Genomic DNA, 15,096 nt, shown 5'->3' on the forward strand with positions numbered 1-15,096 from the left:
GAACATTCCCTGGATAAAGAGTTAAGGCAAAAGACGATCGGGCAACAGGCGCATCAACTGGGTGTCGAACCAGACCACGAAGGCCGGTGACGGCACGGCATCGACGGCCAGATACCACCAGTCGTCTGCTGCGAAGGCACGGCACTTCACCGCGTCCTTTTCGGTCATCACCAACGGCAATGACGGTGTGAAATTCAAGGCCTGCACGCTGTATTCGGCGTGGTCGGCAAACGCATGGGGGACTGCTCGCCAGTCTAGCGCTTCGAGGGTATTGAAGAAACGTTGCGGATTGCCGATCCCGGCCACCGCGTGCACCGCTTGACCAGGCGAAAAATGATCGAGCGGCTGGCGCTCGCCACTGCGCAGATTGACCAGCGCCGTCGGTTGCAGGCGAAACGCGAAGCCATCTTCGCGGTCCGCAGTGGCACCGTTGAACAGCACGCCATCGACGCTTTGCAGGCGTTCGATCGGCTCGCGCAACGGACCGGCCGGCAGGCAGCGCTGGTTGCCCAAACCACGGGCGGCGTCGATCAGCACCAGCTCCAGATCCCGCGCCATGCGGTAGTGCTGCATGCCGTCATCGGACAGGATCAGGTCCAGCGGTTCACTGGCGAGCAAGGCTTTGACCGCCGCGCTGCGATCAGGGTCGATCATCAGCGGTACGCCGGTGCGCTGCACGATCAACAGCGGCTCGTCGCCCGCGATCTCGGCGCTCTGCTCGGCGGTGACCCGCCACGGCAGTTGCGGCGGTTTGGCGCCATAACCTCGGCTGACCACACCAACCCGCAGACCGGCGCGTCGGCAATGCTCGATCAGCCACAGGATCATCGGTGTCTTGCCGGTGCCGCCCACCGTGATGTTGCCGACCACGATCAACGGCACCGGTGGCTGATAGATCTGGCCTTCACCGTCGAGAAAACGCTGACGCTTGTTGACCACCACGCGGCGGTAGAGCATTTCCAGCGGCCGCAGCAGCGTCAGGGCCGGATGCCCCTGATACCACGCGGCGAGCAAACGATCGGACAGGCTCATCAGGATTTGGGCGCCGCCTCGACCGTGGTCATGCGCAGATGGCTGAAACCGAGCTTGCCGGCCGCGTCCATGGCGGTGATCACCGATTGGTGTTGGGTCTTGCCGTCGGCACTGATCGACAACGGCATGTTGGTGTCACCGTTGGCTTCTTTCTGCATGGCTTCCATCAGCGTCGCCAGGTCGTTTTTCGGCAGAATCTTGTTGTTCACCGAGAACACGCCTTCGGCGCTGATCGCGACATCCAGTTGCTTGAGCTGCTGGTCTTCGGCGGGTGAACCGCTGACCGATTCTGGCAGATCGACGCGCAACTGTGTCTCGCGGGTGAAGGTGGTGGTCACGACGAAAAACAGCAACAGGATGAACACCACGTCGATCAGCGACGCGAGGTTGATGTCGATCGTTTCCCGGGGTTTGCGACGGAATTTCACGCTTTGTCCCCGGCCAGATCGACGTCACGGTCGCCCTGCACCACTTCGACCAGTTTGATCGCTTCCTGCTCCATGCCCACCACCAGCTCATCGATGCGGCGCTGCAGGAAACGGTGGAAGAACACCGACGGAATACCGACCATCAGGCCCGCCGCCGTGGTGATCAGTGCCTTGGAGATACCACCGGCCAATACCGAGGCGTTGGTCGTCATGCCGGAACCGGTGAAGGCGCTGAAAATGTCGATCATGCCCAGTACCGTGCCCAACAGGCCCAGCAACGGCGACATGGCGGCAATCGTGCCCAGCGCGTTGACGTAGCGTTCGAGCTCGTGAATCACCCGCGCGGCGGCTTCTTCGATGCATTCCTTCATGATCTCGCGACCATGCTTGGAGTTGGCCAGGCCCGCGGCGAGGATTTCACCCAGCGGCGAATTGGCGCGCAATTCCTTGAGCTTTTCTTTATTGAGCTGCTTGTCCTTGATCCAGACCCAGACCTGGCCCAGCAGATGCTCGGGGGTGACGCGGCTGGCGCGCAGGGTCCACAGGCGCTCGGCGACAATCGCCATGGCCGCGATGGAACTCAGAATGATCGGCAACATCATCCAGCCGCCGGATTTGACCAATTCCCACACAGTGACAGTCCCCTCGAAAAAGTGCGCCACTTTACCATACCGGTTGGCGATTAAGACCCGCTGCCCCGACGACCTGATGCCGCATTCGGCGATCCCGCGATCAATGGTGTTTCAACGCCAGAAACGCCGTTGTTGACGCATCAGCCACGGCGCCTGAAAGCTGCCCAGGCGCAGCTGGATGGCGCCGTGCTGCGCGCTGTCGTAGATGCGCAGCCCTTGCTGGCGATAACGCGCGAGCACCAGCGGGTGCGGATGACCGAACGAATTGCCCTGCCCCCGGGAGATCAGCACCGAATGCGGCTTCAATGCCCGAAGCAGCGCCATCGAGGAGGAACTGCGACTGCCATGATGCGGCGCCTGCAGCCAGTGCGTCGGCACGGCCAGCGGACTGGCGAGCAGAACCCGTTCGGCGGCGATGTCGATATCGCCGGTCAGCAGCAGACGCTCGCCGTTGGCCTCGATCTGCAACACGCAGGAGCGCTGATTGCTGTCATTGGCGGCCGACCATTGCCACAGCTGAAAACGGACCCCGTCCCACTGCCACTGCCGCCCGGTTTCACAGGCCTCGGCCCGCAGTATGGCGGGCAGGCCCGGCGGATCGCCGCTGATCACCCGAGTCACTTTCAAGCCCCGCGATACCGCCAGCGCACCACCGGCATGGTCGGCGTCGGCATGACTGAGCAGCATCAGATCGATGCGCTCGATCCCGAGTTTGTGCAGCGTCGGCAGCACCACCCGCTCACCCAGATCGAAATCGCCGAAGCGTGGACCGGCGTCGTAGAGCAACGTGTGATGACGCGTACGGATCAGGATCGCCAGGCCCTGACCGACATCGAGCTGCCAGACATCGGCCAGCCCCTCGGCCACCCGCTCGCGAGGCGGCGCCACCAGAATCAGCAGCAACGGCCAGCCCAGCGGTCGCAATGGCACTCCGCGCGGCAACAGCAGCAAAAAGGCGCCGAGACTGCCAATCAACAAGGCCCACCACGGCAGCGACGGCGAGATCCACGCCGGCCAGGCCCCGGCAATCATCGACAAGCCGCGAAACAGCCAGTCGATCAGGCCACCCGCCAGCCACAACAACCCTGCCCCGACATAAGGCACCGGCAACAACAGCGTGCCGAGCAGCGCCGGTGGCAGCACCAACAGGCTGACCAACGGCACCGCCAGCAGATTCGCCAGTGGTCCGCTGAGGCTGATCGGCAGATTCAGCGCCAGCAGCACCGGGCACAGACCCAGCGCGATCAGCCATTGCGCCCGCGTCCAGGTCTGCCACCATTTCCACGCACCGAGTCGGCCACCGAAGGTGAAAATCAAAATTCCCACAGCGGCGAACGACAACCATAGACCGGGACGCAAACTGGCCAACGGATCGAGCAACAGCACCGCATTGAACGCCAGTAACAGCGGCCACCACGCGCCGAGATGGCGAAATCGCAGACGCCACAGCAGTACCAGCCCGACCATCACACAGGCCCGTTGCACGGGCACATCAAACCCGGCAAGCAAGCCGTAACCGAGCGCAGCGGCAAACGCCAGCCCGCAGGCCCAAGGCAGCCAAGGCCTGCGCAGCGGCCAACATCCGTAGCGCGCCAGCCCGGCGACCAGCAGATACATCACCGTCGCCAACATCCCGATGTGTTGGCCGGAAATCACCAGCAGATGCACGGTGCCGGTGTCCTGCAGGATCTGCCAGTCCTCGCGACTGAGCCCGGAGCCATCACCCAGCACCAGCGCCGCCAATGCACCAGCCCGCCCTTGTGCATCGACTGCCAGCAAGCGCTGGCGAATGCCGTCGCGCCAAGCCCAGTTTGCCTCGGCAAGGCGCTGACCATCCTTGATCGTACCTGTCGCGCCGATGCGTTGCGCCAGCAGCCAGGCTTCGTAATCGAAGGCATCGGGATTGAGCAAACCGCCGGGGCGCTTGAGTTTCACTGCCAGACGCCAGCGCTCGCCACTTTTGACCGCTGGCCCGGCGTACCACGCCAGACGCATCAACGACGGCAGCTTGTCGTGGCGCGAGCGGGCATCGGCCAACTCGAAACGCACCACGCCCTCGCTGGTTTGCGGCAAGCCGACCACCCGCCCCTCGACCCAGCGGGTTTCACCGTCAAGTTGCGCCGGTAATCGCTCATCCAGCGCCCACTGCGCACTGACGCAAGCCCAAGTGAAACCGAACAGCAGAAATGCCAAGGGATAGCTGCGAAACGGCAGCAACATCAGCCCCACCATGGGCAACAACATCATCAACCCGACCGGCGGTAAAACCGGCAAAAAACCTGCAACCAGCAAACCGGCTGCCAGCGCCATCATCCCTGTGCGCATAAGCCTGTCCTTGAGAGTGCCCTCACTAGGCTTAGCTGGCGTGGAGCACAAGCGTCGTCAACAATTGTCACAAAGTCTGAATGGGCGCTTCGTAGAATCCAGACATACTTGCCGCCTTAACCGACCGAGAAGCCTTATGCCCCGGCGCTTATTCAAACGTTACATGCCCGACCCGACGAGCATCAGGGAACACAAATCCTTACGTTTTCTCGGCAAGTTGCTGCATGACCCGAACCTCTGGCACCTCAATCGTCACTCGGTGGCCCGGGCGATGGCCGTCGGCCTGTTCGCCGCGTTCCTGCCGATTCCGGCGCAGATGCTGGTAGCCGCCGCACTGGCGATCACCGTGCGCGGCAATATGCCGATTGCCGTCAGCCTCGTGTGGCTGACCAACCCGATCACCATGCCGGCGGTATTTTTCTGCACTTATCAGGCCGGGGCCTGGTTGATGAATGTGCCTGCCCGTACCCTGCCCGATTCGTTGACCTGGGAATGGGTCAGCGGAGAGCTCTCGACCATGTGGCAGCCGTTTTTGCTGGGGTCGGTGGTATGCGGACTGCTACTCGGCATCCTCGCCTACTTCACGGTGATGCTCTATTGGCGCTGGTGGGTGGCGCGGCAATGGGCGCGGCGCAAGAAAAACCGCATGCGCTGAATGCAAAACGGCCTCCGCAGTGGAGGCCGTTTTTTTGTAGCGCCTGAATAGGCCCCATCGCGAGCAGGCTCACTCCTACATTGGAACGCGCCCTTCTGTAGGAGTGAGCCTGCTCGCGATGGCAGCGACGCGGTTTCGGATCAGGTCCGCATCCCGCGCCCACTCACCAGCAACCGCGCACAACCGAGATACAACACCACCGTCGCCACCAGCATGAAGGTGATCGCGATGCCGATACGGATATCCGACACGCCAAGAATGCCGTAACGGAACGCGTTGACCATGTGCAGCACCGGGTTGGCCAGCGACACGGTCTGCCAGAACGGCGGCAGCAAGGTGATCGAGTAGAACACGCCACCGAGGTAGGTCAGCGGGGTCAGCACAAACGTCGGGATGATCGAAATGTCATCGAAGTTGCGCGCAAACACCGCGTTGATGAAGCCCAGCAGCGAGAAGATCGTCGCGGTCAGGATCACCACCAGCAAGGTCACGCCGAGGTGATGCACCTGCAGATGGGTGAAGAACAGCGACAGGATCGTCACGATGACCCCGACCATCAAGCCACGCAGCACGCCGCCAACGGTGTAGCCGATCAGGATGGTGTGCGGCGACACCGGCGAGACCATCAGTTCCTCGATGGATCGCTGGAACTTGCTGCCGAAGAAGCTCGACACCACGTTGCCGTAGGAGTTGGTGATCACCGACATCATGATCAACCCCGGCACGATGTACTCCATGTAGGTGAAGCCACCCATGTCGCCGATCTGCCGACCAATCAGGTTACCGAAGATCACGAAATACAAAACCATGGTAATCGCCGGCGGCAGCAGCGTCTGCGGCCAGATCCGGGTAAAGCGGCGGACTTCCCGATACACGATGGTATTGAGGGCGACGAGGTTGGGACGGAACTCGGAACTCATACCGCCACCTTCGACAGATTCTTCTCTACCAGAGACACGAACAGCTCCTCGAGGCGATTGGTTTTGTTACGCAGGCTCAGCACTTCGATGTTCTGCTGCGCCAACTGGGTGAACAGCGCGGTGATACCCATGGATTTGTCGACCTGGACTTCCAGGGTATGGCCATCGAGCAACCGGGCGGGATAGCCGAGCAATTGCGGCGCGGCGTTCAAGTCGTTTTTCAGATCCAGCAGGAAGGTTTCGACGTGCAACTGGCCCAGCAGCTGTTTCATGCTGGTGTTCTCGACAATGGTGCCGTGGTCGATGATGCCGATGTTGCGGCACAGCTGCTCAGCCTCTTCCAGATAGTGCGTGGTGAGGATGATGGTGATGCCTTTCTGGTTCAGCTCGGTGAGGAACGTCCACATCGAGCGACGCAGTTCGATGTCGACGCCAGCGGTCGGCTCATCGAGGATCAGCAGGCGCGGCTCATGCACCAGGGCGCGGGCGATCATTAGTCGGCGCTTCATGCCGCCAGACAGCGAACGCGAGGGCACATCGCGCTTGTCCCACAGGCCGAGCTGGGTCAGGTACTGCTCGGCGCGTTCCTTGGCGATTTTCGCCGGAATGCCGTAGTAACCGGCCTGGGTCACGACGATGTCGAAAGTCTTTTCGAACTGATTGAAGTTGAATTCCTGGGGCACCACGCCGATCGAGCGCTTGAGCGCGGCGGGGTTCTTGTCCAGGTCGTGACCGAAGATATTCACCGTGCCGCTGGTCTTGTTGACCAGAGTCGAGAGAATGCCGATGGTCGTGGATTTGCCAGCGCCGTTAGGGCCGAGCAAGGCGAAAAAATCACCTTCGGCGACGTCCAGATCGATACCACTCAAGGCCTGGAACCCGTTGCCGTAGGTTTTGGTTAGCTGCCGGATGGACAGAGCGGAACTCATATCGGATTTACGCACCAAGAAGGGAAGAAGAGGAAAGATTGGGCCGGGCGGCGGACAAAACAACCACGGCGCGTGAACGCAATGGTGCTTGCCGCCGCCACACAAGTACAGTCAAGTGTGTCGATAGTTATTATCAAGTCAACGCGGTCATGACCGCTTTCTGATACGCCGGACGCTGCTTCAACCGTGCATACCAGGCTTCCAGATGCGGCTGCGAGGCACGCTCGATGGGCATCTCGAACCAGGCATAAATGAAACTGCCCAGCGGAATATCGCCCATGCCGATGTCGCTGCCGGACAGATACGGCTGGCGGGCGAGGGCCTGATCGGCCATGGACAGCAGCGCTGTGCACTCCTTGATCGCCGCGTTGATCGCCGGCCAGTCCTGCTTGTCTGCCGGTGTGCGCAATACGCCCCAGAACACCGTGCGAAACGGTCCGGCAAAACTGGAGGTGGTCCAGTCCATCCACTTGTCCGCGATGGCCCGGGCCTGCGGGTCAGCCGAGTACCACGCACGGTCTGGCGCATGTTTGGCCAGCAGATAACGCACGATGGCGTTGGATTCCCACAGCACGAAGCCGTCGTCCTCGATCACCGGTACCCGACCGTTCGGGTTCATCGCCCGATATTCGGGCGTATCAACCACTCCGAAGGCGCCACCGGCATCAATCGCCTCGTAGGCCAGGCCCAACTCCTCGGCGGCCCACAGTGGTTTCCTGACATTCGATGAGTTTTTCCGTCCCCAGATCTTCAGCATGACCGCCTCTTTTCCAATGCGTGGGCAAGCAGCATACGCCGGATCAGGCACGGCTCAAATCACTCTGCAGATCGCCCAGCACCGTCGCCCGGTGTTCGCCGAACAGATGCGGGTAGCACTTTTCCAGGTGTTCGAAAAAAAATCGCTCCGGCACATCGGCGAACTGGCCGTGATCGACCAGATATTCCATCAGCAGCGCGCCATCACGGTTATACGGGTGGAAAACGCTGTCGTTGATCCCGTCGAACTCCAGCGGCGCAACGTTGAACAATTCGCAGAGCTTCTGGTTGAAAGCCGGTGTGGCCTTGACCCAGCGCTCGTTGAGAAACAACTCGGTGTAGCCGTGCATGGCGAACACATCGCTGCGCAACAGCTCCAGCAAACGCGGGGTCGACAGGTGATTCCTGACGTCGGCCAGACCAATGCGCGCGGGAATGCCGCAATGCCGCGCACACCCGGCGAGCAATGTGGCCTTGGGCACGCAATAACTTTCCCCGGCCGCCAGCGCGTAACTGCCACACAAGGTCTGCGGGTCGAGGCTGAAGGTATACGGGTTGTAGCGCACCGCTTCACGCACGGCGTAATAGAGACTGATCGCCTGCGCGAGCGGGTCGCGGCTGGCACCCCGGTGCTGTTCGGCGAACTCCACCACCGCCGGGTGGTCACTATCGATGAAGCGGCCGGGACTCAGATACTCGCGCATGACGATGTTCTCCTGGGTGAGTCCCGAGTCTAGCGACAGCTCAAGCACAGAGATAACGACGTTTCGGCCAAACATGGACGCAAAGACGCGGGAACGGCGAACGATTTCCCACGGATGTTGCCCACCGAACCTACGAAAACCATCCGGGGTTTCCCACAAGTTCAATCACCATGTTCTGACCAACCCGTTTTACAGATGCCGTCTAAGCTCTGGAGGGTCGGTTTGCCCTGGTTCACGGAGGATTACATATGCTGTTGTTGTGGATACTGGTTCTGATCGTCGGTGTGGCGTACCTCGCCCACCGTCGCATCGCCCCCCTGCCCGCGTTGGGTATCGTCGCCATTTACCTGCTGGCGATGGGCATTTTCAGCCATGCTCCGGGCTGGTTGCTGTTGGTGTTCTGGGTCGTGCTCGCAGCGGTTGCCGCGCCTTTGCTGCTGCCTGACCTGCGCCGCAAACACTTCACCGCGCCGCTGTTCAACTGGTTCCAGAAAACCCTGCCGCCGATGTCGCAGACCGAGCGCGACGCGATCGATGCCGGTACCGTCTGGTGGGACGGTGAACTGTTCAGCGGACGTCCGGACTGGGACAAACTGCTGTCCTATCCGAAAGCGCAACTGAGCGAAGAGGAACAAGCCTTCATCGACGGTCCGACCGAAGAACTCTGCGCAATGGTCACTGACTGGCAAATCGGCCAGTCGATGGATCTGCCACCCGAAGCCTGGAGCCACATCAAGGAACACGGCTTCTTCGCCCTGATCATTCCCAAGGAGTTCGGCGGCAAGGGCTTTTCCGCCTACGCCCACTCGCAAGTGGCGATGAAACTCGCGACCCGCAGCGGCGACCTCGCCTCCACGGTGATGGTGCCCAACTCCCTCGGCCCGGCCGAACTGCTGCTGCATTACGGCACCGACGAGCAACGCAATCACTACCTGCCGCGGCTGGCCCGTGGCGACGACATTCCGTGCTTCGCCCTCACCGGCCCGCTGGCCGGCTCCGATGCCGGCGCCATGCCGGACACCGGGATCATCTGCAAAGGTGAATGGGAAGGCCAGGAAGTCATCGGCCTGCGCCTGAACTGGGAAAAACGCTACATCACCCTCGGCCCGGTCGCGACCCTGCTGGGCCTGGCCTTCAAGGCCTACGACCCGGAGCATCTGCTGGGCGACAAGGAAGACCTCGGTATCAGCCTGGCGCTGATCCCTACCGATACCGCCGGCGTGCAAATCGGTCGTCGTCACCTGCCACTGGGTGCCGCTTTCATGAACGGCCCGAACTCGGGCAAAGACGTGTTCATTCCGCTGGACTTCCTCATCGGCGGCCAGGAAATGCTCGGCAAGGGCTGGATGATGCTGATGAACTGCCTGTCCGTCGGGCGTTCGATTTCGCTGCCTGCAGTCGGCACTGGCGCGGCCAAGTTCACCAGCCTGGTGACCGGTCAGTACGCGCAGATTCGTGAACAGTTCAACGTCCCGCTGTCGGCCTTCGAAGGCATTCAGGAAGCGATGGCGCGCATCGGCGGCAACGCCTGGATGATGGACGCGGCGCGCATGCTGACTGCCAACGCGGTGGATCTGGGGGAGAAACCGTCGGTGCTGTCGGCGATCCTCAAGTACCACCTGACCGAACGCGGCCGCGAGTGCATCAGCCACGCCATGGATGTGCACGGCGGCAAGGCGATCATCATGGGGCCGAAAAATTACCTCGGTCGTAGCTGGAACGGCGCGCCGATCTTCATCACCGTGGAAGGCGCGAACATCCTCTCGCGCAACTTGATGATCTTCGGTCAGGGCGCGATCCGCTGCCATCCTTTCGTCCTCAAGGAAATGGCCCTCGCCGGCCGCGAGGACAAGGACCAGGCACTGAAAGAGTTCGATGGCCTGCTGCTCAAGCACATCGGCTTTGCCGTTGGCAACGCGGCCAGCACCCTGGTGCTGAACCTGGGCTTCGGCCACCTCGAACATGCGCCTGGGGACAAGATCAGTCAGGGCTACTTCCGCGCACTCAACCGTCAGGCCGCAGCATTTGCCATGCTCGCCGACTTCAGCATGATGTTGCTGGGCGGCGAACTGAAACGTCGCGAACGCCTGTCCGCGCGTCTGGGCGATGTATTGAGCAACCTGTATCTGGCCTCGGCCGCGCTCAAGCGTTATCACGACCTGGATTCGCCGGCGCATATGGAGCCGTTGTTCCGTTGGGCCATGGAGGAAAGCCTCGGTCAGTCGGAACGAGCGCTGGATGAACTGCTGAGCAACTTCCCGAACAAAGTGTTCGGCTATCTGTTGCGGGTAATCGTGTTCCCGTTCGGTCGTCGCCACAAAGGCCCTTCGGACAAACTGGGTGCCGAAGTGGCAGCTGTGATCGGTCGCGCCAAAGGCGATCCGACCCTCGAAGAACTGCTCGCCGGCTGCTATCGCCCGCAGTCTGCCGACGATGCCGTCGGTGCTCTGCAACACGCCAGCGATCTGCTGATTGCCGCGCAACCGCTGCACAAGAAACTGCACACGGCGCTGAAAAGCGGCCAGGTCAAACCGGTGGCTGGCGAACACGCCATCGACGCTGCGCTGGAGGCCGGGGTGTTGCAAGCGGCGGAAGCGCAGACCCTGCGCGATGCCGAAGCGGCACGGCGCAAGGTGATCGACGTCGATGATTTCGACAAGGAAGAGCTGAAGCTGGCTGAGGGTAAAGTCCGCTGATGCTGACGACCGTGTAGCTGTTTATTTATGAAAAACGGGCGCGAGAGCTTTATACTCCCGCGCCCGTTTTGCTCTTGAGGACTTATCTCGTGTCCAACGTCGTTGCCGATCATCTGGTTTTGCTCGACCATCTGCGCAGTATCCTGGTCGCCGTAGGTGAGGCCGAACAGGTTCCCGAAGAAAGCCATGCCTTGTTCCTGGAGCGCTTCGACGAACTGCTGGCGTCCCTGCCGATCGACCCGATCGAAAGCCAGTACCTGGGCCAGGACATCCTGACCCAAGTGATTACCCGTTATCCGCAAATTGCCCACCTGATTCCACGGGATCTGCTGTGGTTCTTCGCCGGCGACTGCCTGCACTACCTGTCTGATGAAGAAATCGATCTGTATCAGGCACTGGAAGAACGTCGCTACGAAGCCGAACAGAACGACGAACCGTTCGACTGGAATCAGGAAAAACAGCTGATGGCGATGTCTGCTCAGGACAGCAAGCACTGATTTAATGGTTTGAAGATCAAAAGATCGCAGCCTGCGGCAGCTCCTACACAGATCTCGTGTACGCACGTTCAATGTAGGAGCTGCCGCAGGCTGCGATCTTTTGCTTTTAAAGCAGCCCCTCGCTCTCCGGCAATTCATACGCCATCGCCAGATTATTCGGCGCCCCCGCCTTCCCCGGCTTGCTCAACGTCGGCTCCTTCTCCAGGCACTCCACCAGATAATCGATGAACACCCGCAGCTTCGGCGGCAGGTAACGCGTCGGCGAATGCAGCAACCACAGCCCACCGTGATACGAAGCCAGGAACGTCCATTCCGGCAGCACCTGCACAATCAACTTCTGCTCCAAGGCATAGCGCGCGGTGAAGTACGGCAGGCTGCCGATACCGATGTGCTGCAACACTGCCCCGAGCCGCACGCCGGTATGGTTGGCGGCATAGCGGCCACGCACGCCGACGGTCACCGCTTTACTGCCCTTCTTGAATTTCCAGCGTGCATCGCTCGGGGTTTCCCCCAGATAGATGCAACTGTGATCAAGCAGGTCATGCGGGTGGGTCGGCGTGCCGTGTTCGGCCAGGTATTGCGGGGTGGCGCAGAGCAAATGGTCGATGGTCAGCAACTGCCGCCCGACCAGCCCGGCCGGTGGTCGATCGGTGATGCGAATCGCCAGATCGACATGATCGTCAATCAAATCAACCTGCCGGTCTTCCAACAGCAACTCGACATCGACCTTGGGATAACGCCGCAGAAACTCGGGCATGTGCGGATGAATCACGAAACGCCCGACCGCTTTCGGCACACTGACCCGCACCAGTCCTTCCGCCTCGTGGGTGAACTGCCCGCTGATCTCCATCACCGATTTGGCGGCGCTGACCATCTCCTGACAGCGCTTGAACACTTCCTCGCCACCGTCACTCAAGCGCAATTTGCGGGTAGTGCGCTGCAACAAACGCGTGGCCAAGGCCTTTTCCAGACGGGAAATGCTGCGACTGATCGCGGACGGCGACGAACCGAGTTGGCGGGCAGCCTCGGAGAAACTGCCGGTCTCTACGACCTTGACGAAAATCGCCATTTCACCGAGCAGTGGCAGCGGTAGATTGATGCTCACAGCGCACAAGTCCTTTGATGTTTGAACGGATTATCACGTTATTGCACGATTCATATAATAAAAATAGAAACTTTAATAAGGGCATGGAATATGACGCTTCGCCTCTTTTTCCATAGTGATGACCTCAAGGCTAATGTGGAAGTCCTCGACTGCACGCCCCACGAGAACGAATTTGCCGTGGTGCTGCGCGCCACCCTGTTTCACCCGCAAGGCGGTGGTCAGCCTTGTGATACCGGCATGATCGGCGAAAGCCAGGTGCTGCGCGTGGTGCAGGAACCCGACCGGATCGTGCATTACGTCGATCGTCCGGTGAAACTGGGCATGACCTGTATTCACGTCGATGAACAACGTCGCCGCTACAACACCCGCATGCATTCTGCCGGGCATTTGATCGGGCATTTCGTCCAGGCCATGGGCTGGACACCGGTCAAGGCACACCACTGGCCAGACGAAGGCCGGGTGCAGTTCAAGCCGGGCGATGCAGCTCAGGAAGTCGACGCGCCAACCGTTCAATACGGTATCCGACAGTGGATCGAACACGATCTGCCGCGCCTGACCTCGCTACGCGAAGGCGCGCGAGAAATCGGTTTTGGCGAACTGCCGGCCTACGGCTGCGGTGGCACCCATGTACGCAGCCTGAAGGAATTGGGCACAGTCACGATCGCCTCCCTTTCGCAGAAGAAAGGCACGTTATCCGTCCACTACAGCGTGGATTAAGCATCTCGGGCGTTGCTCCACGCAGCGTCCGACGCCGGGGGAACCGCATTCGCTGGTTCCGTTGACTATCGATAGATGGACCTAAAAACAATGATGCTAGACGTCGAGCGTCTCGATGAGACGTGCATAAAAAAACTGGCCAACGAAGAAGTCCTCGCCATCCGCGTCAAAGGCTTTTTGCCCGAGCCGCTGGCGATCCAGATTGGCGACAAGATTCTGGCTCCGGGCTTCGAGGGCTACATCAACGCGCCGAGCATCGGCCGGATCGGCATGGCATTTTACGAGGCGGAAAACCAGCCGTTGCTGATCGAGGACTACTTCGAACGCGCCGCCAGTAACATCGCCGAACTGCGCGAGCGTTGTGCGCCCTACTCCTCGCCGGTCGACACCCTGCGCTGCATGCTCGATGAGTCATGGCCGGCCGGTGCCCATCTGGAAAACCTCTACGGCCGCAAGATGTACGTCGGCCTGTCACGGGTGGTCAAACCCGGCGTGTGCTTTCTTGCCCATCACGACATTTTCGCCAAAGACGCCCCGGACAGCTTTCAGGCCCGCAGCCTGGAGGCGCAGTTCGCCTGCAACGTCTACCTGAACATGCCGACCGAAGGCGGCGCGCTGCAGATGTGGGATGACGACATCACCCCGGACCAGTTCGACGAGATGCGCGGTGACAGTTACGGCATCGACCCGGCGCTGCTCGGCCCACCGACCCTTGAAGTGCGGCCGCAACCGGGAGATTTCATCATGTTCAATTCGCGCTGCATGCACTCGGTCACCCCGGGCGTGGCGGATCCGCGACTGAGCCTTTCGTTCTTTGTCGGCTATCGCGGCAATGCTTCACCCCTGACCTTCTGGAGCTGAGATGTTATCGAACTACCTGGGCGAGTTTCTGGCGCTGGCCACCATTCACTTTCTGGCCGTGGTCGCTCCCGGCCCGGACTTCGCTGTCACCATCCGCCAGAGCGTACGCTTCGGCCGACTGGTGGGGATCTGCACCGCACTGGGGATCGGCGCCGGCATTTCCGTGCACGTTCTCTACACGTTGCTCGGCGTTGGCGCTCTGATGCACACCACGCCGTGGTTGCTGACGGTGGCCAAGGTGATCGGTGGCGCGTACATCTTTTACCTCGGCATCAGCCTGATTCGCAGTAAACCGAAGACCGCGCTCGAGGGCGAAAAGAGTGCGGATGAACCGCTGGTCGAGCAATCGCTGTTCAAGGCGTTCAGCACCGGTTTTCTGACCAATGCCACCAACCCCAAGGCCACGCTGTTTTTCCTGGCGATCTTCACCACCATCATCAGCGCCAGCACCCCGCTGGAAATCCAGGCGCTGTACGGGGTGTGGATGTGCTTCGTGAATGCGCTGTGGTTTGTGATCGTCGCGCTGTTTTTTTCCAGCAGCCGGGTGCGAACACTGTTCATGCGCATGGGCCATTGGTTCGAACGCAGCATGGGCGTGATCCTGATTCTGTTCGCCGGCAGGCTGGTGCTGTCGATGTAAAAGCCGCGTTCAAAGCAAAGGCCCGATCGGTTGAACGCCGATCGGGCCTTTTTCGTTTGTGCGCCGCTTTTGCATTTCTGTGCGACGGATCCCACTTCAGGGGCTCCCCTTCAACACCTTCGCGGTGTTAGTTTGGAAAAGATTTGTTTCATCTTTCAAACACTTCCCACTCAACTGCCTGCAAAGGAATGCCCCTCGC

15 protein-coding genes are annotated in these 15,096 nt (G+C 60.8%); 6 read left to right on the forward strand and 9 right to left on the reverse strand.

What is annotated here, in order from left to right; genetic code table 11:
• Positions 1 to 21: 21 nt before the first annotated feature.
• The 4 genes from lpxK to ACVHNU_RS17235 form a co-directional block, all read right to left on the reverse strand.
• Positions 22 to 1,032 carry a tetraacyldisaccharide 4'-kinase gene (gene lpxK, locus ACVHNU_RS17220; protein WP_473017921.1) on the reverse strand — a complete coding sequence of 337 codons (1,011 nt, stop codon included), beginning with the start codon at positions 1,030 to 1,032 and terminating at the stop codon, positions 22 to 24.
• Positions 1,032 to 1,460, reverse strand: a complete 429-nt coding sequence (locus tag ACVHNU_RS17225; RefSeq protein WP_027612340.1) for an ExbD/TolR family protein — start codon at positions 1,458 to 1,460, stop codon at positions 1,032 to 1,034. The genes lpxK and ACVHNU_RS17225 overlap by 1 nt, the downstream gene beginning before the upstream one ends.
• Positions 1,457 to 2,092: a MotA/TolQ/ExbB proton channel family protein gene (locus ACVHNU_RS17230; RefSeq protein ID WP_003227083.1), complete on the reverse strand. Its 636-nt coding sequence runs from the start codon at positions 2,090 to 2,092 to the stop codon at positions 1,457 to 1,459. The genes ACVHNU_RS17225 and ACVHNU_RS17230 overlap by 4 nt, the downstream gene beginning before the upstream one ends.
• Before the next feature lie 111 nt (positions 2,093 to 2,203).
• Positions 2,204 to 4,417 carry a DNA internalization-related competence protein ComEC/Rec2 gene (locus ACVHNU_RS17235; protein WP_473017922.1) on the reverse strand — a complete coding sequence of 738 codons (2,214 nt, stop codon included), beginning with the start codon at positions 4,415 to 4,417 and terminating at the stop codon, positions 2,204 to 2,206.
• 136 nt (positions 4,418 to 4,553) lie between these two features.
• Between ACVHNU_RS17235 and ACVHNU_RS17240 the strand changes: the two genes are divergently transcribed.
• The gene (locus ACVHNU_RS17240; RefSeq protein WP_003227088.1) at positions 4,554 to 5,072 is read left to right on the forward strand and encodes a DUF2062 domain-containing protein; all 519 of its coding nucleotides are present in this window, start codon (positions 4,554 to 4,556) and stop codon (positions 5,070 to 5,072) included.
• Positions 5,073 to 5,212: 140 nt separating this feature from the next.
• On the opposite strand, the gene ACVHNU_RS17245 is transcribed toward ACVHNU_RS17240, so the two are convergent.
• From ACVHNU_RS17245 to ACVHNU_RS17260, 4 genes are all read right to left on the reverse strand, one after another.
• Positions 5,213 to 5,992: an ABC transporter permease gene (locus ACVHNU_RS17245; RefSeq protein ID WP_003227090.1), complete on the reverse strand. Its 780-nt coding sequence runs from the start codon at positions 5,990 to 5,992 to the stop codon at positions 5,213 to 5,215.
• Positions 5,989 to 6,921 (reverse strand): ABC transporter ATP-binding protein, encoded by a 933-nt coding sequence (locus tag ACVHNU_RS17250; protein ID WP_003227092.1) that lies wholly within the window; start codon positions 6,919 to 6,921, stop codon positions 5,989 to 5,991. The genes ACVHNU_RS17245 and ACVHNU_RS17250 overlap by 4 nt, the downstream gene beginning before the upstream one ends.
• A gap of 133 nt (positions 6,922 to 7,054) precedes the next feature.
• Entirely contained in the window at positions 7,055 to 7,678 is a 624-nt protein-coding gene (locus tag ACVHNU_RS17255) for a glutathione S-transferase family protein (protein ID WP_473017924.1), read from the reverse strand.
• Positions 7,679 to 7,721: 43 nt separating this feature from the next.
• On the reverse strand, positions 7,722 to 8,381 hold the full coding sequence (locus ACVHNU_RS17260) for a transglutaminase-like domain-containing protein (RefSeq protein ID WP_045122587.1): 660 nt from the start codon (positions 8,379 to 8,381) through the stop codon (positions 7,722 to 7,724).
• Between the two features lie 248 nt (positions 8,382 to 8,629).
• Between ACVHNU_RS17260 and ACVHNU_RS17265 the strand changes: the two genes are divergently transcribed.
• Complete coding sequence (locus ACVHNU_RS17265) at positions 8,630 to 11,077, forward strand: acyl-CoA dehydrogenase (RefSeq protein ID WP_473017925.1); 2,448 nt, start codon at positions 8,630 to 8,632, stop codon at positions 11,075 to 11,077.
• An 89-nt stretch (positions 11,078 to 11,166) separates the two neighbouring features.
• Positions 11,167 to 11,574: a PA2817 family protein gene (locus ACVHNU_RS17270; protein ID WP_003227100.1), complete on the forward strand. Its 408-nt coding sequence runs from the start codon at positions 11,167 to 11,169 to the stop codon at positions 11,572 to 11,574.
• Positions 11,575 to 11,680: 106 nt separating this feature from the next.
• Here ACVHNU_RS17270 and ACVHNU_RS17275 read toward each other — a convergent pair whose 3' ends face one another.
• Positions 11,681 to 12,679, reverse strand: a complete 999-nt coding sequence (locus ACVHNU_RS17275) for a LysR family transcriptional regulator (RefSeq protein ID WP_045122588.1) — start codon at positions 12,677 to 12,679, stop codon at positions 11,681 to 11,683.
• Between the two features lie 90 nt (positions 12,680 to 12,769).
• On the opposite strand from ACVHNU_RS17275, the gene ACVHNU_RS17280 reads away from it, so the two are divergent.
• From ACVHNU_RS17280 to ACVHNU_RS17290, 3 genes are all read left to right on the forward strand, one after another.
• Positions 12,770 to 13,396, forward strand: coding sequence for an alanyl-tRNA editing protein (locus tag ACVHNU_RS17280; RefSeq protein WP_473017927.1), 627 nt, complete (start codon positions 12,770 to 12,772; stop codon positions 13,394 to 13,396).
• 90 nt (positions 13,397 to 13,486) lie between these two features.
• A complete protein-coding gene (locus ACVHNU_RS17285) occupies positions 13,487 to 14,257 on the forward strand; it encodes a 2OG-Fe(II) oxygenase (RefSeq protein ID WP_201136864.1) in 771 nt (256 codons plus the stop codon).
• 1 nt (position 14,258) lies between these two features.
• Positions 14,259 to 14,897, forward strand: a complete 639-nt coding sequence (locus ACVHNU_RS17290; RefSeq protein WP_473017928.1) for a LysE family translocator — start codon at positions 14,259 to 14,261, stop codon at positions 14,895 to 14,897.
• Positions 14,898 to 15,096 lie beyond the last annotated feature (199 nt).

Source organism: Pseudomonas sp. Ors-4-3C, from assembly GCF_055755035.1.